The sequence below is a fragment of the Serratia sp. 22264 genome (assembly GCF_052045345.1).
Lineage (GTDB): Bacteria > Pseudomonadota > Gammaproteobacteria > Enterobacterales > Enterobacteriaceae > Serratia > Serratia plymuthica.
The window spans coordinates 903,830-925,044 of record NZ_JBQEOY010000001.1 but is presented as its reverse complement, the minus strand read 5'-3'; the positions used below and the strand labels follow the sequence as shown (position 1 = coordinate 925,044).

Genomic DNA, 21,215 nt, shown 5'->3' with positions numbered 1-21,215 from the left:
GGTGGATTAGCTGCCAATGTACGGCCACAAGCTTAACTAAACCTTAAGGTAAGATTAATTATCAGCTGGCTATCAGACTTGAGTGGATTATCAACAAAAAAATAAATATCGCATAAAAATCAGCAAATTGTGATTGTGAATAATTATTTATCTATTCTATTTGAACTAAATCAGCGTAGCACGTCAGCGACGGTTTTCAAGGCGGGAGAGTTAATTTAAAAGAGAAAAAGAAATAACGGCCTAAGGTTAGCCGCCTATTTATATCGGGTCCGTTTAATTTACGTTTAAGTCGATTTTCTCGCTACGCCGTCTTGGTCATGATCCAGCGCTGATCGCCGACCGCCTGCAGATGAAAATCCACATCATAAATCTGTGAAAGCACTACCGGCTCCATCACTTCTCGCGTAACGCCCTGCGCGACCAGCCGGCCGGCGTGCAACAGCCAAACCCGATCGGCCTGCTGCAAAGTATGGTTGAGATCGTGCGCGCAAACCAAAGCGCTACGCCCGCTCTGGCAAAACTCGCGCAGCAGGCGATCCAGTGCCACCTTCTGCGCCACGTCCAGACTATTGGTCGGTTCGTCCAGCAGCAGCAGTTGGCTGTAGGGGTTAACCGTCGGCCACACCTGAAGCAACACCGCCGCCAGCCGCACCCGTTGCCATTCGCCGCCGGAAAGCTGAGTCAGCATGCGCGGCAACTTATCCATCAGCTTTAAACGTTGGCAAAGATAGAGGATGGTGCTCTCCACCGCAGCGTCAGCGGCGCCCGCCGGTTGGTGTAACGCCAGGTATTGGAACACGGGCATCAACGCGACAGGCGGCTGCTGCTGGCTTAAGTAAGCACGGCGCAGCGCCAGTTCACTTCCCTGATAGCCGGCCAGCGGTTGGCCCGCCAACAAGAGTTCCCCTGAACCGGGCAGCATGCCCGCCAGCCGAGCCAGCAGCGTGCTTTTACCGGCGCCGTTCGGGCCGATGAGGTGATACTGCAACCCAGCATCAACCTGCGCTGAAAACGGGGCCAAACGCCCTTCTACCCCAACCTGACTGAGCTGCAGCATGATGGATTACCGCTCCTTGTTATCCGGCCAACGCCTGTTTGACAGCGGCAACCAGCGCCGGATCTTCCGGCGTCGTGTCCGGCGAGAAACGCTCGATCACTTGGCCATCGCGTCCAATCAGGAACTTTTCAAAGTTCCACAGGATATCGCCGGTTTGCTTCGGTGCGCGGCCTTTGCTGCTCATACGCGCCAGAAACTCGCTGCCCTCTGGCGCGACCGCCTGCGGTTTTGCGGTAATCAGCGCCTGATACAACGGATGGCGGTCGTCGCTGTTCACTTCAATTTTGGCGAACATCGGGAACTGTACGCCGAAGGTCCCGCGGCAAAACGCCAGGATCTCTTCATTGCTGCCGGGTTCTTGCCCCAGGAACTCATTGGACGGGAAGCCCAGCACCTCAAACCCCTGTGCGCGATAGGTTTCGTATAACGCTTCCAGCCCTTCATATTGCTTGGTCAAGCCACATTCAGACGCCACGTTAACCACCAACAGCGCTTTGCCTTCATATTCGCCCAGGGTGGTGGATTTATTTTCGATAGTGTTTACCGGAATGTCATAGATAGGTTGAGACATAGCTTTATCCTCTTGTTTTGTTTGCAGGTGAACAGAAGAAACTACCTTACGCTTTTTACCCGGGTCAGTAACCAGATAAATAGCGGTGCTCCGAGGGTGGCCGTCACCACCCCAATGGGCAATTCTGCCGACAACAAGGTGATGCGCGCCACCACATCAGCCGCCAGCAACACGCCGCCACCGGCCAGCGCGCATCCGGGCAGCAGGTAACGCTGGTTGGTCAGACCGCTGAGGCGCAGCATATGCGGGATCACCAGCCCGACAAAACCAATCACCCCGGCCAGCGCCACACTGACGCCCACCAGCCAGCCAATCGCCAACACCAGCAGGTTGCGCCACAGATGCAAGGAGAGCCCGAGTTGACGCGCCTGAATCTCCCCCAGGGCCATAAAGTTCAGCGCCTTGCCTTGGCAACACAACCAAAGCAGCACCGGCAACAGGGCCAGCACCAACCACTTTTGCCGCCAGTCAACACCGCCAAACCCGCCCATCATCCAATACATCAGTTGGCGCAGATCCAGGCTGGAACTGAAGTACACCGCCCAGGTCATCACCGCGCTGCAAACGATGCCCAGCGCAACCCCCACCAACAGCAAGCGCGCATTGGTTAACCGCCGGCGGCGGGCAAAACTGAGCAGCAGAAAAGTCATGATTAACGCGCCGACGATGGCGCTCAGGCTCATCAGCGCCACCGGCAGCAAACCGTTGCCCAGCAACACCGTCAGCACCAGCGCCACGCCGGCGCCGTTCGCGACGCCCAACAGGCCCGGCTCGGCCAAGGGGTTTTCGAACAACGCCTGCATAACCGCCCCAGCCACCGCCAGGCTGGCGCCTACCAGCATCACCGCCAGCGCGCGCGGCAGCCGCAACTGCCAGACGAACAGCTGCGCAGGCTCGCTCAGCCACTGTGAGGGCCAGAGCCAAATGTCGCCGGCACTGAGGCTGAAAACAAAAGCCACCGCAACGCCCAGCATCAACAACCACAGATGGCGCTTGTCGCGAGTGCGTTGGTTTTGGAGCAATAAAGAAAAGGTTTGGCTGGTCAGCATTGGCGCGGCGATTTCCCTGCAGGCCGTATTTACGGCCGAATAATTGACGTCTGAGTCAAATATTAGGGGGTTAGCGCCAGAAGGGGAAGCATTGCCTAAGCACAATGGCAGGAAAACGGCGGCTGCGCATGCCCGTCACCCGCAGGTGATGGCAAAGGCAGCCGCCGTAAAATTAATTAAGGGCGCGGGCCGTTGCCGTTCGGCGGATAGGGTTCGCCATTGCCGTGACCGTTACCGCGGCCATTATCATTGCCACGGCCTTGATCGTTACTGCGGCCCTGATCGTTACCGCGCCCATTGTCACGGCCGCCATTGTCATGACGGTTGCCGTTATCATGATTATCGCGTTCGCCACGGAACGGATTGCCGTCGCGATCCGGGCCGCGGTGCTCATAGCCAGGCGGTGGCTTCGGTTGCCAGCGGCCTCCATCCCAGTACATGCCATGGTTATTCCGCTCGCCCATACCGCGGCCCTGATGAGCATGCCACCACTGCGGCGGGCGCCAGTCGTAACCATCCCAATAATAGCCCCGACGGTCCTGATCGCCCAGATGTACCGAAACGCCCGGCACGTTGATATCAATAGAGACATCCGCCTGCGCAGCCACCGGCAGCAGCAAGGGTAAACAAACCAGCAACAGGAACTTTTTCATTTTATGTTCTCACTTTATTTTCTCGCTTGAGTGGTTATATCAGCGCATTTATTTAGCGCCTATCTCACCAATGCCTATTTTCAGATCGTTTTCATCTCCCTTACGAAATCCATACACTCCGGCCCTGCCGCTTAATTAATATAATTGCTGACAACCTTTAACGAATAACTGACGTACGTATCGCCACCAGGCTATTTATAATTAAGCCAACAACCACCGGAGAGACATTATTATGATTAAGCGCATTGGAATGCTATTGACCGTTGCCGTACTGGCTTCAGCGCTCAGCGCCTGCTGCTTCGGCCCGCACGGCGGCGGGCACCGTGGCGGCGGGCCGGGCCACTACTATAATCATTATTAACCGTCAGGGGCCTCGGCCCCTTTTTTTATTCAAAAAACAATTAATACTAAATAGCCATAAGAATAATCCGCAACGAGAATATTATTTTAGCTTGAACGAGAGGGGTTAATATCACCACCTGAAAAATCTCGTGGCGGTATAAATTAAGAATAGACCTAATTTAACTCGGAAAAAGAAAAAGGCCGCAAAGCGGCCTTTTTGGTTTCATGCGACTTACTCTTTCGGGCTGGCGTTCTCTACCCGACTTTTCAGCTTTTGTCCCGGACGGAAAGTGACCACGCGGCGCGCCGTAATCGGAATGTCCTCGCCGGTCTTCGGGTTACGCCCAGGACGTTGGTTCTTGTCACGCAAATCAAAATTGCCAAAACCTGACAGTTTAACCTGCTCACCGTTCTCGAGAGCACGACGCACCTCTTCGAAAAACAGTTCTACCAGGTCTTTGGCATCCCGTTTGCTAAGCCCAAGCTTCTCAAACAGGTGTTCTGACATTTCAGCTTTAGTAAGCGCCATAGGTTCAATCCCTCAAGGATGCTTGGAATCGCTGTTTTAGAGCCTCTACGCATCTTGCAACGGTAGCGGCTATCTCCTCTTCTTCCAGTGTACGAGCGGTATCCTGCAATACCAGACTGATAGCCAGGCTCTTATCACCCTCCGCTACGCCCTTGCCACGGTACACATCAAACAAGTTTACGCCAACTACCTGATTTGCGCCAACTTTCTTACACTCTGCCAAAATATCTTCTGCGGCGACATTTTCAGCCACCACAACGGCGATATCGCGACGGTTTGCCGGGAAGCGAGAAATCTCCCGCGCCTGAGGCACGGCGCGGCTTGCGACCTTGTTCCACTCCAGTTCGAACACCACTGTACGGCCGTTAAGATCCAGTTTACGTTCAAGTTCCGGATGAACCACACCGATGAAACCTACGCGTTCGCCCTGTAAATAAATCGCCGCGCTTTGCCCAGGATGCAATGCCGGATTGGCCTCGGCTTTGAACTGAATTTCGGATAATTTACCGGTCAGCTCGAGTACCGACTCCAGATCGCCTTTTAAATCATAGAAGTCGACCGGCTTACGCGCCAGATCCCAGTGTTCTTCATGCGTATGGCCCGCAATCACCCCTGCCAGCATGACATCCTGACGGATGCCCAGATTTGCCGCAGTATCAGGTACAAAGCGCAACCCGCTTTCAAACAGGCGCAGGCGGCTTTGCTGGCGATTCTGGTTATACACCACCGCAGACAGCAGGCCGGTCCACAATGACAGACGCATAGCCGACATCTCTACCGAGATTGGGCTTGGCAGGATCAACGCCTCTTCGCCCGGGTGCAGCAAGGCCTGCACTTTAGGATCAACGAAGCTGTAGGTGATCGCTTCCTGGAAACCGTGATCGACCAGCAGAGTTTTCACGCGTTTCAGCGTCAGATCGGCTTCGCGGTGCTTGGTCATGACCAGATCGGCACGGACCGGCACGTCAGGAATATTGTTGTAGCCATAAACGCGCGCGACTTCTTCAACCAGGTCTTCTTCGATTTCCATATCGAAACGCCAGCTCGGTGCCACCGCCAGCCAGTTATCGCCCTGCTCTGTCACCTGACAACCCAGACGGCGCAGAATATCGCTCACCTGCTCGCTTGGTACCGCATGACCAATCAAACGATCCAGTTTTTCACGGCGCAACGTAATAGTGGCGCGCTTCGGCAGTTCGCTTTCGGTGGTAACATCAATAACAGGGCCTGCCTGGCCGCCGCAGATATCAATCAGCAGGCGGGTAGCGCGCTCCATCGCCTTGTACTGCAACGCAGGGTCAACGCCACGCTCATAACGATGTGAAGCGTCGGTGTGCAGGCCCTGACGACGCGCGCGGCCGGTAATCGACAGCGGGCTAAAGAAGGCGCACTCCAACAGCACGTCCTGGGTCTCGTCATTCACCCCTGAATGTTCGCCACCAAAGATGCCGCCCATCGCCAGCGCTTTTTGGTGATCGGCAATCACCAGGGTGTCTGCATTCAGTTTGGCTTCGCTGCCGTCCAGCAACGTCAGGGTTTCCCCTTCTTCGGCCATACGCACCACGATACCGCCTTCAATGCGGCTCAGGTCGAAGGCGTGCATTGGCTGCCCCAGTTCCAGCAGCACGTAGTTGGTAACGTCAACCACCGCGTCAATGGAGCGGATACCGCAACGACGCAGTTTCTCACGCATCCACAACGGGCTGGCGGCCTTGACGTTGATGCCTTTGACTACGCGACCGAGGTAACGCGGGCACGCCTGCGGTGCGTCAACGCGGATCGGCAACGTATCATTGATCGTGGCGGCAACCGGGCTCATGTCCGGTTCGGTGAGTGCCACCTGATTCAGCACGCCAACATCACGCGCTACGCCGATGATACCCAGACAGTCGGCGCGGTTAGGTGTCACGCTGATTTCGATCGTGTTGTCGTTCAGCTTCAGGTATTCGCGGATGTCGGTGCCAATCGGCGCATCTTCCGGCAGTTCGATAATACCGTCGTGATCGTCGGAAATGCCCAATTCGGAGAACGAGCAGAGCATGCCTTCGGAAGGCTCGCCGCGTAATTTGGCGGCTTTGATTTTGAAATCGCCCGGCAGCACTGCGCCTACGGTGGCAACGGCCACCTTCAGGCCAGTCCGGCAGTTCGGCGCGCCGCAGACGATATCCAACAGGCGGTCGCCGCCCACGTTAACCTTGGTCACCCGCAGTTTGTCCGCATTGGGATGCTGACCGCATTCAACCACGTGGCCAACCACCACGCCGTTGAAGACGCCGGCTACCGGCTCCACGCCGTCCACTTCCAGGCCGGCCATGGTGATTTGATCGGATAATGCTTCGCTGCTGATGGCCGGGTTTACCCACTCGCGCAACCAGAGTTCACTGAATTTCATGTGATATTCCCGCCTTACTTAAACTGTTTGAGGAAACGCAGATCGTTTTCGAAGAACGCGCGCAAGTCGGTGACGCCATAACGCAACATCGTCAGACGCTCCATGCCCATGCCGAAAGCAAAACCGGAATAGATTTCCGGGTCGATGCCCACGTTGCGCAGAACGTTCGGATGCACCATGCCGCAGCCCAGAACTTCCAGCCACTTGCCGTTTTTGCCCATGACGTCCACTTCAGCGGACGGTTCGGTAAACGGGAAGTACGACGGACGGAAACGAACCTGCAAATCCTCTTCAAAGAAGTTATTCAGGAAATCATGCAGCGTGCCCTTCAGGTTGGTGAAGCTGATGTCTTTGTCGACAATCAGGCCTTCCATCTGATGGAACATCGGAGTATGCGTTTGGTCGTAATCGTTACGGTAAACGCGACCCGGCGCAATAATGCGAATTGGCGGCTGCTGGTTCTTCATGGTACGGATCTGCACGCCGGAAGTCTGAGTGCGCAGCAGGCGCGTGGCATCGAACCAGAAGGTGTCGTGATCGGCGCGCGCCGGGTGGTGCCCTGGAATGTTCAGCGCGTCGAAGTTATGATAATCGTCTTCAATTTCCGGCCCGGTCTCGACTGAAAAGCCCAGTTCGCCAAAGAAGGCTTCGATACGATCGATGGTGCGGGTCACTGGATGCAGCCCGCCGTTTTCCATACGACGGCCTGGCAGGGAAACGTCAATAGTCTCTGCAGCCAGACGCTCGTTCAGCGCAGCGGATTCCAGCGTGTTTTTACGCGCGTTCAGCGCATCCTGCACCGCCTGTTTTGCCTGGTTGATCACCGCCCCGGCCGCAGGGCGTTCTTCCGCCGGCACGTCACGCAGCGATTGCATCTGCAAGGTAAAATGGCCTTTCTTGCCTAAATATTCGACGCGTACCAAATCCAACGCGGCAACATCCTGGGCATCTTCTACGGCTGCTTTAGCATTGGCAACCAGCTCTGCGAGATGTGGCATTGCTTTCCTCTTCCTCTGGCCGGTATGGCCCTAAGTAATGACTGATAATTTATGTTATCTGGCCTGACTCATACCCACAGAATTTCAAGCTACAGCCAGGCGGCAAGTGGGTGAGTCCCCGGGAGCTTAGATAACTAAGTGACCGGGGTGAACACTCGCGGCCAACGCCGCTGTAGTTTGAAAGGCAAAGGGTATGGCCAAAAACAAAAAAGCCTCCACAGGGGAGGCTTAGGCGCTACTTTTCGTTTCTTTTCTTACGCGCAAAGCCTCCTGAGATCAGGCGCTAAAGTAAAAAAAGAAACGAAAAATAACAACGTGCATGATTGCTTAACCTTGTCGATTGATTGCCCACCAGTGATATAGCGGCGGTCAATAAAAGTCAATATTCGTACTGAAAAACAAAGATAAAAGAGGGAGCAAGCTCCCTCTTTTACTGACTTACGCCAGTGCTGCTTTCGCTTTCTCAACCAGTGCGCCGAAGGCCACTTTGTCGAAGACTGCGATGTCAGCCAGGATCTTACGGTCAATTTCAATAGAGGCTTTTTTCAGGCCGTTAATGAATTTGCTGTAAGACAGGCCGTTCACACGAGCTGCTGCGTTGATACGTGCAATCCACAGCTGACGGAACTGACGCTTACGTTGACGACGGTCACGGTAAGCATACTGGCCTGCTTTGATTACTGCCTGGAAGGCAACACGATAAACGCGCGAACGGGCACCGTAGTAACCTTTCGCTTGTTTTAAAATTTTCTTGTGACGTGCGCGTGCAATTACACCACGTTTTACGCGAGCCATATGCTCTCTCCTAAAGTCTTATTCTGGATTCAAAAAAAATGGCTTATGCGTACGGAAGGCACGCAACAACCAGGACCATATCGTTTTTAGACACCATGCCTTTCGGACGCAGGTGACGTTTACGCTTGGTTGCTTTTTTGGTCAGAATATGACGCAGGTTAGCATGCTTGCGCTTAAAACCACCGCTGCCGGTTTTTTTGAAGCGTTTGGCTGCACCACGTACAGTTTTAATCTTTGGCATTTTAATTAAATCCACTTCGCATTGTTAAACAACGATCAGTAAGGCGAATAAAACCCACACAACGCAAGCGCTGCGCGGGTTCGATTACTTGGAAGCCTTTACTGTCTCTTTTTCGGTGCGAGCACCATGATCATCTGACGGCCTTCGATCCTCGTAGGGAAGGATTCGACAATGGCCAAATCAGAATCTTCACACAGGTCTTTACGGACGCGATTAAGCACTTCCATACCGATCTGTTGGTGCGCCATCTCACGTCCGCGGAAACGCAGGGTGATTTTGGCTTTATCGCCATCTTCCAGAAAGCGAATCAGGTTGCGTAGTTTGACCTGATAGTCGCCATCATCGGTACCAGGACGGAATTTGATTTCCTTGACCTGAATGACTTTTTGCTTCTTCTTCTGTTCTTTGGTCGACTTGCTCTTCTCGTAGAGGAATTTGCCGTAATCCATGATTCGGCAAACTGGCGGTTCGGCATTTGGGCTGATTTCTACTAAATCAACGCCCGCTTCCTCAGCTTTTTCAAGAGCTTCATTCAGACTGACAATACCAATCTGCTCGCCATCGACGCCGGTTAGGCGAACTTCTTGCGCGCGAATTTCTCTGTTAATGCGATTAGGACGCGCCGGTTGAACTCGTTTTCCGCCTTTAATACTTTATTCCTCCAGTTGATGAAGACTACGGCTGCGAATCTCTTTCAGCAGCTTGTCTACGACTTCGTTTACGTCGAGGCTTCCCAGGTCTTTGCCACGGCGGGTACGAACGGCAACTTTGCCTGATTCGACCTCTTTATCACCGCACACCAACATGTAAGGAACCCGACGTAAAGTATGTTCGCGAATTTTAAAGCCAATCTTCTCATTTCTCAAGTCCGCTTTAACACGAATCCCTGCCTCTTGCAGTTTTTTGGTCAATTGCTGGACATAATCAGACTGGCTATCGGTGATATTCATCACCACCACCTGCACCGGAGCAATCCAGGTTGGGTAAAACCCTGCGTACTCTTCGGTAAGGATACCGATGAAACGCTCCATGGAGCCCAAAATAGCACGGTGAATCATTACCGGTACCACGCGATCGTTGTTTTCGCCAACATACGACGCGCCTAAACGGCCCGGTAAGAAGAAATCGAGCTGCACGGTACCACATTGCCATGCACGATCCAAACAATCATGCAGAGTAAATTCAATTTTTGGTCCGTAGAAGGCGCCCTCACCCGGCTGATATTCAAATGGAATCCCGTTTTCGGTCAGCGCCGCAGCCAGATCCTCTTCCGCACGAGTCCACATATCGTCAGTGCCGATGCGCTTCTCAGGGCGGGTGGAGAGTTTAACTGCGATCTTTTCGAAGCCAAAGGTGCCGTAAACATCATAGACCATTCTGATGCATTCGTTCACTTCGGCACGCACCTGCTCTTCCGTACAGAAGATATGGGCGTCATCCTGAGTGAAACCACGCACGCGCATCAGGCCATGCAGAGAACCCGAAGGCTCGTTGCGGTGGCAACTGCCGAACTCGCCCATGCGCAGCGGCAAATCACGGTAAGACTTCAGGCCCTGGTTGAAGATCTGCACGTGTCCCGGGCAGTTCATCGGCTTGATGCAGTACTCGCGGTTTTCCGACGAGGTCGTGAACATGGCGTCTTTATAGTTTTCCCAGTGGCCGGTTTTTTCCCACAGCACACGGTCCATCATAAATGGCCCTTTCACTTCCTGATACTGGTACTCTTTGAGCTTCATGCGCACAAAGGCTTCCAGCTCGCGGAAAATCGTCCAGCCGTCGTTGTGCCAGAACACCATACCCGGCGCTTCTTCCTGCATATGATACAGGTCGAGTTGCTTGCCGATCTTGCGGTGGTCACGCTTGGCGGCTTCTTCCAGACGTTGCAGGTAGGCATTCAGCTGTTTCTTGTCTGCCCAGGCAGTACCGTAGATACGCTGCAGCATTTTGTTCTTGCTGTCGCCACGCCAGTAGGCGCCCGAGGTTTTCTGCAGTTTGAAGTGATGGCAGAAACGCATGTTCGGCACGTGCGGACCGCGGCACATGTCGATATATTCTTCATGGTGATACAGGCCAGGACGGTCGTCACGGCTGATGTTCTCATCCAGAATCGCCACTTTGTAGTTTTCACCACGCGCGGCAAAGGTGTCGCGGGCTTCTTGCCAGCTGACCTTTTTCTTGATGACGTCATAATCTTTATCGGCCAACTCATGCATCCGCTTTTCCAGCAGATCCAGGTCTTCCTGCGTCAGGGTACGGTCAATATCAACGTCATAGTAGAAACCGTTGTCGATCACCGGGCCGATGGCCATTTTGGTGTCCGGCCACAGCTGCTTGATAGCATGGCCCAACAGGTGCGCACAGGAGTGGCGCATGATTTCCAGGCCTTCGGCGTCCTTGATGGTGATAATCGCCAGTTGCGCATCGGATTCGATCAGATCGCCGGCATCCACCAGTTCACCGTTTACACGGCCGGCAATACAGGCTTTGGCCAAACCAGGGCCGATATCAAGGGCAACATCCAGGGGGGAAACGGCGCGGTCGAAATGACGCTGACTTCCGTCAGGAAGAGTAATAACAGGCATTAATGATTCCTTATCTACAGTGGTGACCCACACGACAGATCACATGAAGAAATACAATATCGTTTAACTACATGTTGTTATGAACGCTATTCAGCTTCACTCTGCCAAATATGTACCCTCATAAGCACACAATTTACGGTGTGCCATGGTGCGACGCCATAACGGAACGGGCAGTGTAACACTATGATTAGCGCGCCATCTACCGGAGAGTTTGTCAAACAGGATCACTCGCCACCAGTACGGAAAAACCTATCCTCGCCGGTTGACGGCGAGGACAAGACGTTCGCTATTTATTCCTAATTGGCGAGAATAGTGTTCGCCATAAAAGATAACAGCGCAGTTGATGTCTTATACACATCGCGATTTTCCGTAACACTTCTGTCAAACCGCCAGTTCATGATGTAAACCACCGGCGCTTTGGGATATTGGTTAATAAAATCCCAATACAATTGAATTTGCGTATGAAGCTGTTCGTCATTCAGGCCAAGGGACGCACTAGATGGCGGAACCAAAACCCATTTTTGACTATTATTGGTCGGTGCCAGACGGTTGTAGGTTTCCCACATGTCAGATACGGACCAATTGTAATTATCGACCCCTATCCAGTCAGGCTTACTATTCACATCTCCAGGGCAGGCAGTTGTCGGCGCACCTTTTTGTATTTCATTGACATATTCTGGTATATGGGTGTGTCTGTAACTCAAAACAGTATAAACCGGGACAGCTAACCCGTAATTTTTCATGGCCTGTCGGAGAGTACATAGATAACTGGAATATTGATATGGAACATATTTATCGCCAGTTTGCAAAGCGGGAACATCGAACGGCTCATCAATAAAATAAATAGCGCCTGGACGATATGTAGCCTTACTGATTTCCTGCACAATACGCCAAATATTTGCCCATGACCCTACAGCCTGACAGCTACTGTCATTTGTTGCTCCTGGACAAATGTCCACGAACGGCGAACCTGCAACGGAGCCGGATCCAGCTTGTACATTCAGCACACATTGCCCTTGGGCACAAATCGGCAAACTCAAACTTTTAATGGAATGCACGACATTAAGGTTTGTCGTACTGAACCCAACGTCAGAAATCGCATTTAAGGCTGCGGTTGCATTATAAGAGGGAGAAGCATTTTCATAAAAGTCGAGCCAATCATAACCATAATACTTTATATTCACATTCGGTCCAGCAGCCGACGCAGAACCTGTAGCGAGGCCGAGACACAAAATAAATAAAATCCTCATCATCATTTTTACTCCTTTTAACTTACTGGTGAATATTGATGTAAATATGAACACAGGTGGACTGATATAATCTCCAACGACTCAATTTCTCACTTGTAGCCCATACGATCTCTTCATTCCCGTTGTGCAATAGAGGAGTAAACAAGGTATAAGTGTCCCGCTTAACCGAACCATTCACTTTTAGCGATCTTCCGACATACGGATTATATCCACTGAGGAGAACGCCATGCGTAAAGCCCGATTCACTCAACACCAGATCATCGCCATTCTAAAGTCTGTCGAAGCCGGGCGTACGGTCAAAGAGGTTTGCCGTGAGGCCGCTATCTCTAAAGCCAGATTTTGGACAGGAATACTGGATTTTTACCTGTTCAGAACGCTGAATGAAGCACAGGAGATCATGGCGCGCTGGCTGGCTGAATACAACAGCGGGCGGCCTCATGAATCCCTGAATAGCCTGACACCGGAAGAATACCGGCTGATGGCTGAAAAACCGGAAATCTCAAAAAGTGTGTGAAACTAAAACGGATAGGCTTACAAAGGAAGGCAGCCCTAGGTTCTGCATTGGTTAGCCAGGGTGCCACTAGGGGAGTAACGAGGCATTGATGATTGCATTTCTACGTTGTCGGAAAGAGCAGATTTTGATAAGCATCAAGACATGCCCTCTTGAGGTGGCTGCGTTCCCTGCAGGAAATTTCATCCGCGATGAGCAAGTAATAACATTGCACAAATCAGCTGTGGCGAACCTTGTCCGCTACCGCTATCCTGTTGCCACTAACGGCTGAATTGAGACATTCCCCCGCATCATGAACCGGTTATTTAAGTTACTCGTCGGCGTCTGCGTGGTGCTTGTGGCGAGTTTCACTCTGCTTCACCTCGGCACCGATCGCCACCCACGGGCCATTGCGGTCAACGAACCGCCGATGGAATGCGAAGATACCCCGGACATTGCCAATGACTGCGTGAACGACGACGATGACACTTCTGCAGACCCTGCGCCCGAATTGACGCCACCCAATACGCAGGGCTGATCGGGTATCAATTCCGTGTCAACATTGTGAATTTTCAAATGTTCTCCCCCTTTCGCCATTGCTGGTGATCTCCCGGCAGGCTACTCTATTATTTTTACGCCGCGCCGTGGCGTTAACTGAAAACAGAGGTCTGCTTTATGTCGAGTATCATGCAGTTATTCCAGGCCATCGGATTGGGTCTGGTGCTGCTACTGCCGCTTGCCAACCCGCTTACCACCGTGGCGTTGTTGCTCGGCCTGTCGGGCAATATGACACGTGAAGAACGCAATCAGCAGTCGCTGATGGCGTCGGTCTACGTGTTCCTCATCATGACGGTAGCGTTCTACGCCGGCCAGTTGGTCATGAACACCTTCGGCATCTCCATTCCCGGCCTGCGCATCGCCGGCGGGCTGATTGTGGCGTTTATCGGTTTTCGCATGCTTTTTCCGCAGCAAAGTGCAGAAGATGCGCCGGAGGTGGAAACCAAGTCAAACGAGTTGCGCAAGAAAACCTCGGTCAACATCGCCTTCGTGCCACTGGCCATGCCAAGCACCGCCGGCCCCGGCACCATCGCCATGATCATCAGTTCGGCGTCGAGCATTAAAGCTAACACGCTGGGATTTGAGCATTGGGTGCTGTTGGTGGCGCCGGTGGCGATTTTCCTGTCGGTGGCGGTAATACTCTGGGGTTGCCTGAGAAGCTCAGGTGCCATTATGCGTCTGGTGGGCAAGAGCGGGATCGAGGCGATCTCGCGCCTTATGGGGTTCCTGCTGGTGTGTATGGGCGTGCAGTTCATTATCAACGGCGTGCTGGAGATTATCTCCACCTATACGCCTGCGGCCTGATAAAACGGGCGCGAATCGGTGAAACGCGCCCGCTATATTTACTTCCCTACCGGTGCCTGAGCACCCAGAATCCCCTTTCCTTCCGGCACTTCGGTAAAGCGGCTGAGGATCTCGCTGTAGGTTTTCGCCGGATCCAAGTCTTTGAACTGATTCGGGTAGATAAACTTCGCCAGATACTCCAACCCAACGATGTTGTACGGGTGATTATAGAAATTGTGGTAAATGCCGTAGAAACGGCCCTCTTTCACCGCCGAGAGTTGGGCGAAACCCGGACGCTGTTTCATGCGGTTGAAAGCCTCGTCAACCTGCTGCTGGGTAACGCCATAGCCAAAGGGCACCGCGGCATTGGTTTTGCTGGCCCACTGGGAGCCGGAAACGATATAGGCATCCGGCTTCATGCTGATCACTTTTTCAAGCGAGACGTCGCCGGTGGCGCCGGGCAGCAGTTCGGAACCCAGGTTGCGGGCGCCCACGGCTTCCACCATCCCACCCCAGCCGACGTGCGAATGGGTGAAGCAGCAAGACTCAAGCCCGTTCAAACCGGCTTTCGCTTCGATAAACACCAGCGGCTTTGGCTCTACCGCTTTGGTTTTATCGAGGATGCTCTGATAATGCTGCTGGTAGAAATCGGTGTATTGCTTCGCTTCGCTCTCGCGGTTCAGTGTCTCCCCCAACAGTTGGATACTTTTCGGGGTGTTTTCCACCGGCTTCAGCATGGTGTCGATAAACAGCACCGGAATGTTCAACGCTTTCAGCTTGTCCAGTACGCCGGTCTGGCTCAACGACGGTTTGGAACGCAACTGCGCCACCATCAGATCGGGGTGTTTCGCTATCACGCTTTCCAGATTAATCTCGCCCTTGTCGCTGAAGCCCATATCGATAATGTTCTTCGCCTCAGGCCATTTGCTCTCGAGGATTTTCCAGGTTTCACCGTCGCTTTTCTTCAGCAGGTTGTTCCACGCCACCAGCCGGGTGAAGGGATCGGCGCGATCAAGCAAAGCCAGCGTCAAAATATCGCGTCCGTCCTGCACCACAACGCGTTTCGGCTCTTGTTTAATCGTCACGCTTGCGCCGGAAGTGTCGGTCAGGGTCAACGGATAGGTGGTCGCCATCGCCTGAGCAGATAAAACGCAGGCGCAGGCCAATGCCAGCAGGGTGATTCGACGATGCACGTAAAGCTCCTTAGCGTAGAAAAATTCTCGGTAAATAATAATGAGAATGGCTTCTATTATCAAAGACAACGCTAAGCAGATGACGATTTAATTGAAAATGGATGTGAATCAGAAGGAAGCGTGGCGCGCCGGTTTCGGCGCGCCACAGAGGTTAAACCAGGCCGTAAATCAGCGCAGAAAGCGCAATCAGGCCCATCACCAGCACGAAGACGTTGCTCGGCGCACGGTAGCGGTGCATCGCGGGCACCGCACGCACCGCGTACATCGGCAAAATAAACAGGATTACCGCAATCAACGGGCCGCTGATGGTTTCGATAATATGCAACGCGCTAGGATTCCAGACCGTGGCCGCCCAGGTGAGCAGGAACAGCAGCACGGCGGAGAGGCGATGCGTGATGCGCGAACTTAACGGCTTACCGACCGCTCGCGTCAAACCGTCAATCAGGCTGGTCGCCCCTTCGGTAACGCCAAGCGAAGTGCCGAGGTAGGACTTGGACATCGCCAGTATCGCCATCACCGGGCCAAGATAGGCAATCAACGGGTTGGAGAATTTGTTCGCCAGCGTGGTCAGCACGGTGATGTTCTGATCCTTCGCCTGTTGCATGTCCGCATGAGACAAACTCAGCACGCAACTGAAGACAAAGAACAGCACGGTGACGCAGATCAGCACATAGCTGTAACGCATGATACGTGCGCAGCGGCGTTCGGCCTTGTCGCCATACAGGCTTTTCTGGGTAGAGGCGAAGGACGAAATAATCGGCGCATGGCTGAAGGAAAACACCATCACCGGCACCGCCAGCCACAACGAATGCCACAAATCCGGGCTGCTGAACTGGGTATTGGCCAGGCCGCTGACGAAGTTCGCCGTCTGCCAGGTCGGTATCAGGTACAGCGAAATGCCCATCAGGAACACCAGTAACGGGAACACCAGCATGCCCATCGCCGCGACAATAGCGTCTTTACCGCGCAGCAGCACCAGATTCAACACCACCACCACCGCCAGGCTCAACCAGATACGCGGCAGCGGCGTCAGGTGAAACTGATGGATCAGGAAGCTGTCCAGGGCGTTGGTAATCGAAATGCTGTATACCAGCACGATCGGGAAAAACGCCATCAGGTACAACACCATGATGATTTTACCCGCCAGCACGCCAAAGTGTTCGACCACCACATCATGGATATTGCCGTCGCGGCTGGAACCGGAAAGCACAAAGCGGCTCAGTGCGCGATGCGGTAAATAGGTCAGAGGAAAAGCAAACAGTGCCATCAACAACAGCACCAGAGGGCCGTTCAAACCGGCATTGATCGGCAGGAACAGCGTGCCTGCGCCGACAGCGGTGGCATAGAGGCCAAACATCCACACCGTATCGGTTTTGTTCCATTTGGCCGCTTGGGTAGCGGCCTGCGTACCTGAATCGGGAGAAATCGTACTCATAGGAAAGCTCACCTTACTCTTCAGCGACAACGATTGCGCTCAATGGGATATCCTTCTCCGCGAATTTTTTAACATTAATCAAGGGATTAATGCAGTATTTCATTCTTGTGCTTGATAAAAGGACGGCAAAGGATAATTAAAAACGCTGCTCGGGTCTATCTCTTGGCGGCTAACTGCGCGCTTCATGAGCGATTTTCAGTGCGGGAATGGATGGCTAGAGGCAAAAAACAGGGGCCTCTGGAGGCCCCTGGCGGTTTACTTGTTGGCGTCCGGATGATCCGGCACTTCGGCGCTACCCATCTCCTTCTCATTGCGGATCATCGTGCGGTCTTTACGCACGTCGGCCACGTCCGAGGCATCGATTGGCTTGGCGCTGTTGCCCCAACTGGAACGGATAAAGTTGACCACATCCGCCACCTGCTGGTCGTTCAGGCGCCAGCCGAACGGCGGCATGGTGAGGTTGGACACCGCCCCTTTCACCGCCGGCGTGGTATTGCCGGTCAGCACGATGTGGATCAGCGAGGTCGCATCGTCGGTTTGTACCACCGGGTTGCCCTTCAGTGCCGGGAAGGCACGTTTGTAACCCACACCGTCGGTACGGTGACAGGCCGCGCAGTTATCGACGTACAACGCCGCGCCTGGCTTGCTGTCGTTACCGCGCCACAGATCCTTGGCAACGCTATCCTCGACCGGAGCCGCCTGCTGCTTGCCATCTTTCGGCGGCAGCGTTTTCAGGTAGCGCGAGATCGCCGTCAGGTCTTCATCGCTGAGATACTGCAGGCTGTGTTCAACCACGTCGCTCATGCCGCCGAACACGATGGATTTGTCGTTGCGACCGGTTTTCAGGAACTCGGTCAGTTCGGCTTCGCTCCAGGTCCCCAATCCGTCCTTAGTGTCCCCGCGCAGGCTGGAGGCTACCCAACCGTCGATCGGCGCGTTGCTGCCGGACAGGTAGTTGTCGCCGTCGTTATTGCTCAGCGATTTTTCCTGCATGGTGATACTGCGCGGCGTGTGGCAGGCGCCGCAGTGCCCCAACCCTTCCACCAGATAACGACCGCGTTCGACCACCGGATCGGCTTTGGCGTCAGCGACAAAATCCGCCGGCGTCGGCGCAAACATGCCACGCCAAATACTCAACGGCCAGCGCATTGACAGCGGCCAGGGGATATCGGAATCCTTATTAGCCTGCTCCACCGGCTGCACGCCGTGCATGAAATAGGCGTACATGGCGCGCATGTCGTCCTCTTTCACCAGCGCGAACGACGGATAAGGCATCGCCGGGTACAGGGTGCTGCCGTTTTTGGCAACGCCCTTGCGCACCGCGTTATCGAAGTCTTCAAAGCTGTAATCACCGATACCGGTCTTTTTATCCGGCGAGATATTGGTGGAGTAAATAGTGCCGATCGGCGTTTCCATCGCCAAACCGCCGGCAAACTCTTTACCGCTTTTACCGTTGGTGTGGCAGGCCACGCAGTCACCGGCGCGCGCCAGGTACTCGCCGCGTTTGATCAACTCGCTGCTGACCGTGGCGTCCTGCGCCCAAACGGAAAAACTCAGTGCACTGAGAACCAGTGCGGGAACAAATGCTTTCATCGGTCGCCGTCCTTATGCCTGCACCAGAGGGCCTGGGTTTTTCAGATACTGCTCGCGAATCGCGCGGGCAGACCAGTAAGCCAACGCGGCCACAGTGCCGGTCGGGTTGTAACCCAGCCCTTGCGGGAAGGCCGACGCGCCGATGGAAAACACGTTGTGCACGTCCCAGCTTTGCAGATAGCGGTTTACCGCGCTGGTCTTCGGATCTTCGCCCATTACCGCGCCGCCGTTCATGTGCGTGGTCTGGTAACTGGTGGTGTCAAAATGGCTGTTGGCGTTTTTCGGGCTGCCGGCGATCAATTTCGGGTTCATCGCTTTGGCGATCGGCGCCATTTTGTCGTACATGAATTGCGCCATCTTGACGTCGTTTTCCTGCCAGTCGAACGTCATGCGCAGCAGCGGCTGACCAAACACGTTCTTGTAGGTGGGATCCAGGTCCAGATAGTTGCTGCGGTACGACTGATGCGCACCGTGGGCGTCCATCGACACGTGATGGGTGTAGGCGTCCGCCACTGCCGCTTTCCACTTGCTGCCCCAGGCAGGGGTGCCCGGAGGCGTCGGCAAGCCGGAAATCGGTTTGGTGCCCGCCTGGTTGACCCAGAATGGCGAACCGCCGACAAAGCCTTCTTTGGCATGGTCGAAGTTATCGGCGTTGAAATCGTCCACCCCGACGCCGTTGCCGCCGGCACCGATGAACGGGTTGGTGAACACGTCCTTGTCGAAAAACGCTTTAATGGTGGTCATGTTCTGATAGGCGAAATTACGCCCGACCACGCCCTCGCCGGTCACCGGATCGTAAGGCTTGCCGATGCCGGACAGCAGCATCAGGTGCACGTTGTGGAACTGGAAGGCGCCCAGGATCACCAGCTCCGCCGGCTGTTCGATTTCGCGGCCCTGCGCATCGACGTAATTCACGCCGGTGGCGCGGGATTTGTCGGCGCTCAGGTTCACTTTCAGCACGTTGGCGTTGGTACGCAGCTCGAAGCGCTTCTCCATGCGCAACGCCGGCAAAATATTGACGTTCGGCGATGCCTTGGAATACATATAGCAGGCGTAACCACTGCAGAAACCGCAGAAGTTGCACGGCCCCATCTGCGCGCCGTAGGGGTTGGTATAGGAGTCCGACGTGTTGGCGGAAGGCAGATTATACGGATGATAACCCACCTCCAGCGCCGCCTTCTCGAACAGTTGGGCGGAGAAGGTATTCTTCTGGGCCGGCAGCGGGAAATCGCTGGAGCGATCGGCCGCAAAGCGGTTGCCGCCCTTCTGCGCCACTTTCTGGCCCTTGATGGTCCAGGCGGTGCCGGAAGTGCCAAACACTTTTTCGGCTTTATCGAAGAACGGCTCCAGCTCGTCGTAAGTCACGCCGAAGTCCTGAATGGTCATGTCTTTCGGGATAAAACTCTTGCCGTAGCGCTCTTCGTAGTGGCTGCGCATGCGCAACTCGATCGGGTCAACGCGAAAATGCACGCCGGACCAGTGCAGGCCCGCGCCACCTACGCCGGTGCCCGGCAGGAAGGCCGCCAGTTGGCGATAAGGCACTGCGGTTTGGCTGGTGTTATGCCGAATGGTCACGGTGCTTTTCGACAGATCCTGGAATAATTTTCGGCGGATATTATAGGTCAGCTCGTCAATCACCTGCGGGTAGGAGCCGTCCGGATAGGTATCGCGCATCGGGCCGCGCTCCAGCGCCACCACGTTCAGGCCCGCCTCGGTCAGTTCTTTGGCCATAATCGCGCCGACCCAGCCGAAGCCGACGATCACCGCGTCCACTTTTTTCATTACCGTTGCCATGGTTACCCCCTCTCCCCACGAATTGATACCGGTGGGAAGGGATAACGTTCCCCTCGCTCAACCCAGTCCATAAAGTCGGCGCGCGCGCCCGGAAAATTAATCAGCTTCCAGCCAACCATGTCTTTGTTGCCGCCATGGATGGGATCGCTGAAGAAACCTTCGCGGGTGTTTTGCAGCAGGTAGGAAAAGAACAGTTTGGCCGGTAACTGCGAGAATTCCGCCTCACCTGATTCAAACTTCTGCAGCAGCGCATCCTGCTGTGCAGCGTCCAGCTCGGCAAAGGGCTTGCCGGCGGTTTTCTTGCAGTAGGCATCGGCGTCACTGATGCCCAGGTTATAAATCTGCTTCGGCACCAGCGGTAGCTGGTAACCCATCTCTTTCGGCACATCCGGGTTGAATGGCCCTTGCATGTACCAGATTGAACCTGTGGCATACGGGGTATTCATCTGGCGATCGATAAACTCCGGCACGCCGGCTTCCAGGGCACCAGGGCCGCGATCGTCAGCCGGGATCAGGCGCGCCGCAGCGGCCTTGATAAATGCCCATTCTTCCGGGGTGAAAAACGTGGGCTGGTAGTCCGTTGGGGTGTCTGTAGCCGCGACAGCAGGCATGGGTGCCGTCAGGGCGCTGACGCCACTGCCGCCAATCACCGCTGCGGGAATTAAAGTCATCGATTTCAGCAGGAAATCGCGCCGTGAGTTGTTAGTTTTATCGTCCGACATGTCACATTCCATCCAAAGATAATCACAACTATTTAACCTCAACCTTGTGAATATTGCGGGATTTAAAAATAATTTGTTACGTATTTGTCTATTTTTTGAAGGTTACTTTGTGAACTCAAGCCAAAATGTTACCGGTAACTTATTGAATGAACGTAAAGAAATGACCGTTAATGTAAAATTAACTATTT

At 54.2% G+C, this 21,215-nt stretch carries 21 protein-coding genes, 2 pseudogenes and 1 other annotated feature; of the genes and pseudogenes, 5 read left to right on the top strand and 18 right to left on the bottom strand.

From position 1 onward, the window contains the following. Positions 1-301 precede the first annotated feature (301 nt). The 4 genes from btuD to ACTJJ1_RS04530 form a co-directional block, all read right to left on the bottom strand. Positions 302-1,057 carry a vitamin B12 ABC transporter ATP-binding protein BtuD gene (gene btuD / locus ACTJJ1_RS04545; protein ID WP_004943615.1) on the bottom strand — a complete coding sequence of 252 codons (756 nt, stop codon included), beginning with the start codon at positions 1,055-1,057 and terminating at the stop codon, positions 302-304. Between the two features lie 19 nt (positions 1,058-1,076). Beyond that, a complete protein-coding gene (locus tag ACTJJ1_RS04540; protein WP_004943612.1) occupies positions 1,077-1,628 on the bottom strand; it encodes a glutathione peroxidase in 552 nt (183 codons plus the stop codon). A gap of 41 nt (positions 1,629-1,669) precedes the next feature. Continuing rightward, positions 1,670-2,677, bottom strand: coding sequence for a vitamin B12 ABC transporter permease BtuC (btuC, locus tag ACTJJ1_RS04535; RefSeq protein ID WP_004943610.1), 1,008 nt, complete (start codon positions 2,675-2,677; stop codon positions 1,670-1,672). 176 nt (positions 2,678-2,853) lie between these two features. Then, a complete protein-coding gene (locus ACTJJ1_RS04530) occupies positions 2,854-3,330 on the bottom strand; it encodes a DUF2502 domain-containing protein (RefSeq protein ID WP_004943607.1) in 477 nt (158 codons plus the stop codon). Between the two features lie 232 nt (positions 3,331-3,562). Here ACTJJ1_RS04530 and ACTJJ1_RS04525 point away from each other — a divergent pair, with 232 nt between their 5' ends. Beyond that, positions 3,563-3,691 (top strand): hypothetical protein, encoded by a 129-nt coding sequence (locus ACTJJ1_RS04525; protein WP_013812635.1) that lies wholly within the window; start codon positions 3,563-3,565, stop codon positions 3,689-3,691. Between the two features lie 213 nt (positions 3,692-3,904). Here the strand turns inward: ACTJJ1_RS04525 and ihfA are convergent, their stop codons facing one another. The 9 genes from ihfA to ACTJJ1_RS04480 all read right to left on the bottom strand — a co-directional run bounded on the left by ihfA (position 3,905) and on the right by ACTJJ1_RS04480 (position 12,465). Further along, a complete protein-coding gene (gene ihfA, locus ACTJJ1_RS04520; RefSeq protein WP_004943604.1) occupies positions 3,905-4,201 on the bottom strand; it encodes an integration host factor subunit alpha in 297 nt (98 codons plus the stop codon). A 4-nt stretch (positions 4,202-4,205) separates the two neighbouring features. Then, entirely contained in the window at positions 4,206-6,593 is a 2,388-nt protein-coding gene (gene pheT, locus ACTJJ1_RS04515) for a phenylalanine--tRNA ligase subunit beta (protein WP_004943601.1), read from the bottom strand. Positions 6,594-6,607: 14 nt separating this feature from the next. Beyond that, positions 6,608-7,591, bottom strand: a complete 984-nt coding sequence (pheS, locus tag ACTJJ1_RS04510) for a phenylalanine--tRNA ligase subunit alpha (protein WP_004943598.1) — start codon at positions 7,589-7,591, stop codon at positions 6,608-6,610. 202 nt (positions 7,592-7,793) lie between these two features. Then, positions 7,794-7,916, bottom strand: a sequence feature (Phe leader region). After that, positions 7,868-7,912, bottom strand: a complete 45-nt coding sequence (gene pheM, locus ACTJJ1_RS04505) for a pheST operon leader peptide PheM (RefSeq protein WP_120978403.1) — start codon at positions 7,910-7,912, stop codon at positions 7,868-7,870. It overlaps the preceding feature by 45 nt. 113 nt (positions 7,917-8,029) lie before the next feature. After that, a complete protein-coding gene (gene rplT / locus ACTJJ1_RS04500; RefSeq protein ID WP_004943595.1) occupies positions 8,030-8,386 on the bottom strand; it encodes a 50S ribosomal protein L20 in 357 nt (118 codons plus the stop codon). Between the two features lie 43 nt (positions 8,387-8,429). Next, positions 8,430-8,627: a 50S ribosomal protein L35 gene (gene rpmI, locus ACTJJ1_RS04495; RefSeq protein WP_004943591.1), complete on the bottom strand. Its 198-nt coding sequence runs from the start codon at positions 8,625-8,627 to the stop codon at positions 8,430-8,432. A gap of 98 nt (positions 8,628-8,725) precedes the next feature. After that, a complete protein-coding gene (gene infC / locus ACTJJ1_RS04490) occupies positions 8,726-9,277 on the bottom strand; it encodes a translation initiation factor IF-3 (RefSeq protein WP_013812633.1) in 552 nt (183 codons plus the stop codon). A gap of 3 nt (positions 9,278-9,280) precedes the next feature. Continuing rightward, entirely contained in the window at positions 9,281-11,209 is a 1,929-nt protein-coding gene (thrS, locus tag ACTJJ1_RS04485; protein ID WP_440832545.1) for a threonine--tRNA ligase, read from the bottom strand. Between the two features lie 296 nt (positions 11,210-11,505). Then, a complete protein-coding gene (locus ACTJJ1_RS04480) occupies positions 11,506-12,465 on the bottom strand; it encodes a hypothetical protein (RefSeq protein WP_440832543.1) in 960 nt (319 codons plus the stop codon). 220 nt (positions 12,466-12,685) lie between these two features. Between ACTJJ1_RS04480 and ACTJJ1_RS04475 the strand changes: the two are divergent. From ACTJJ1_RS04475 to ACTJJ1_RS04460, 4 genes and pseudogenes are all read left to right on the top strand, one after another. Next, positions 12,686-12,802, top strand: a pseudogene (locus tag ACTJJ1_RS04475) (transposase); the annotation flags it as partial. Beyond that, positions 12,803-12,973 (top strand): annotated as a pseudogene (locus ACTJJ1_RS04470) (integrase core domain-containing protein); the annotation flags it as partial. It abuts the pseudogene before it with no gap. 289 nt (positions 12,974-13,262) lie between these two features. After that, positions 13,263-13,487, top strand: a complete 225-nt coding sequence (locus ACTJJ1_RS04465; protein WP_020438906.1) for a hypothetical protein — start codon at positions 13,263-13,265, stop codon at positions 13,485-13,487. A 137-nt stretch (positions 13,488-13,624) separates the two neighbouring features. Next, positions 13,625-14,311, top strand: a complete 687-nt coding sequence (locus tag ACTJJ1_RS04460) for a MarC family NAAT transporter (protein WP_004943583.1) — start codon at positions 13,625-13,627, stop codon at positions 14,309-14,311. 38 nt (positions 14,312-14,349) lie between these two features. Here ACTJJ1_RS04460 and ACTJJ1_RS04455 read toward each other — a convergent pair whose 3' ends face one another. The 5 genes from ACTJJ1_RS04455 to ACTJJ1_RS04435 all read right to left on the bottom strand — a co-directional run bounded on the left by ACTJJ1_RS04455 (position 14,350) and on the right by ACTJJ1_RS04435 (position 21,027). Next, entirely contained in the window at positions 14,350-15,483 is a 1,134-nt protein-coding gene (locus ACTJJ1_RS04455) for an ABC transporter substrate-binding protein (RefSeq protein ID WP_004943580.1), read from the bottom strand. Between the two features lie 151 nt (positions 15,484-15,634). After that, on the bottom strand, positions 15,635-16,918 hold the full coding sequence (locus tag ACTJJ1_RS04450) for an HAAAP family serine/threonine permease (protein WP_208905024.1): 1,284 nt from the start codon (positions 16,916-16,918) through the stop codon (positions 15,635-15,637). A 255-nt stretch (positions 16,919-17,173) separates the two neighbouring features. After that, complete coding sequence (locus ACTJJ1_RS04445) at positions 17,174-18,511, bottom strand: c-type cytochrome (RefSeq protein WP_006324896.1); 1,338 nt, start codon at positions 18,509-18,511, stop codon at positions 17,174-17,176. A gap of 12 nt (positions 18,512-18,523) precedes the next feature. Further along, complete coding sequence (locus ACTJJ1_RS04440) at positions 18,524-20,305, bottom strand: GMC family oxidoreductase (RefSeq protein WP_004943573.1); 1,782 nt, start codon at positions 20,303-20,305, stop codon at positions 18,524-18,526. Positions 20,306-20,307: 2 nt separating this feature from the next. Then, entirely contained in the window at positions 20,308-21,027 is a 720-nt protein-coding gene (locus tag ACTJJ1_RS04435) for a gluconate 2-dehydrogenase subunit 3 family protein (RefSeq protein WP_006324895.1), read from the bottom strand. Positions 21,028-21,215: the final 188 nt, after the last annotated feature.

Bases quoted from the DNA above. Each gene is read 5' to 3' on its own strand.
- btuD (WP_004943615.1), bottom strand. From the start codon at position 1,057: ATGCTGCAGCTCAGTCAGGTTGGGGTAGAAGGGCGTTTGGCCCCGTTT.
- ACTJJ1_RS04540 (WP_004943612.1), bottom strand. From the start codon at position 1,628: ATGTCTCAACCTATCTATGACATTCCGGTAAACACTATCGAAAATAAA.
- btuC (WP_004943610.1), bottom strand. From the start codon at position 2,677: ATGCTGACCAGCCAAACCTTTTCTTTATTGCTCCAAAACCAACGCACT.
- ACTJJ1_RS04530 (WP_004943607.1), bottom strand. From the start codon at position 3,330: ATGAAAAAGTTCCTGTTGCTGGTTTGTTTACCCTTGCTGCTGCCGGTG.
- ACTJJ1_RS04525 (WP_013812635.1), top strand. From the start codon at position 3,563: ATGATTAAGCGCATTGGAATGCTATTGACCGTTGCCGTACTGGCTTCA.
- ihfA (WP_004943604.1), bottom strand. From the start codon at position 4,201: ATGGCGCTTACTAAAGCTGAAATGTCAGAACACCTGTTTGAGAAGCTT.
- pheT (WP_004943601.1), bottom strand. From the start codon at position 6,593: ATGAAATTCAGTGAACTCTGGTTGCGCGAGTGGGTAAACCCGGCCATC.
- pheS (WP_004943598.1), bottom strand. From the start codon at position 7,591: ATGCCACATCTCGCAGAGCTGGTTGCCAATGCTAAAGCAGCCGTAGAA.
- rplT (WP_004943595.1), bottom strand. From the start codon at position 8,386: ATGGCTCGCGTAAAACGTGGTGTAATTGCACGCGCACGTCACAAGAAA.
- rpmI (WP_004943591.1), bottom strand. From the start codon at position 8,627: ATGCCAAAGATTAAAACTGTACGTGGTGCAGCCAAACGCTTCAAAAAA.
- thrS (WP_440832545.1), bottom strand. From the start codon at position 11,209: ATGCCTGTTATTACTCTTCCTGACGGAAGTCAGCGTCATTTCGACCGC.
- ACTJJ1_RS04480 (WP_440832543.1), bottom strand. From the start codon at position 12,465: ATGATGATGAGGATTTTATTTATTTTGTGTCTCGGCCTCGCTACAGGT.
- ACTJJ1_RS04465 (WP_020438906.1), top strand. From the start codon at position 13,263: ATGAACCGGTTATTTAAGTTACTCGTCGGCGTCTGCGTGGTGCTTGTG.
- ACTJJ1_RS04460 (WP_004943583.1), top strand. From the start codon at position 13,625: ATGTCGAGTATCATGCAGTTATTCCAGGCCATCGGATTGGGTCTGGTG.
- ACTJJ1_RS04450 (WP_208905024.1), bottom strand. From the start codon at position 16,918: ATGAGTACGATTTCTCCCGATTCAGGTACGCAGGCCGCTACCCAAGCG.
- ACTJJ1_RS04445 (WP_006324896.1), bottom strand. From the start codon at position 18,511: ATGAAAGCATTTGTTCCCGCACTGGTTCTCAGTGCACTGAGTTTTTCC.
- ACTJJ1_RS04440 (WP_004943573.1), bottom strand. From the start codon at position 20,305: ATGGCAACGGTAATGAAAAAAGTGGACGCGGTGATCGTCGGCTTCGGC.
- ACTJJ1_RS04435 (WP_006324895.1), bottom strand. From the start codon at position 21,027: ATGTCGGACGATAAAACTAACAACTCACGGCGCGATTTCCTGCTGAAA.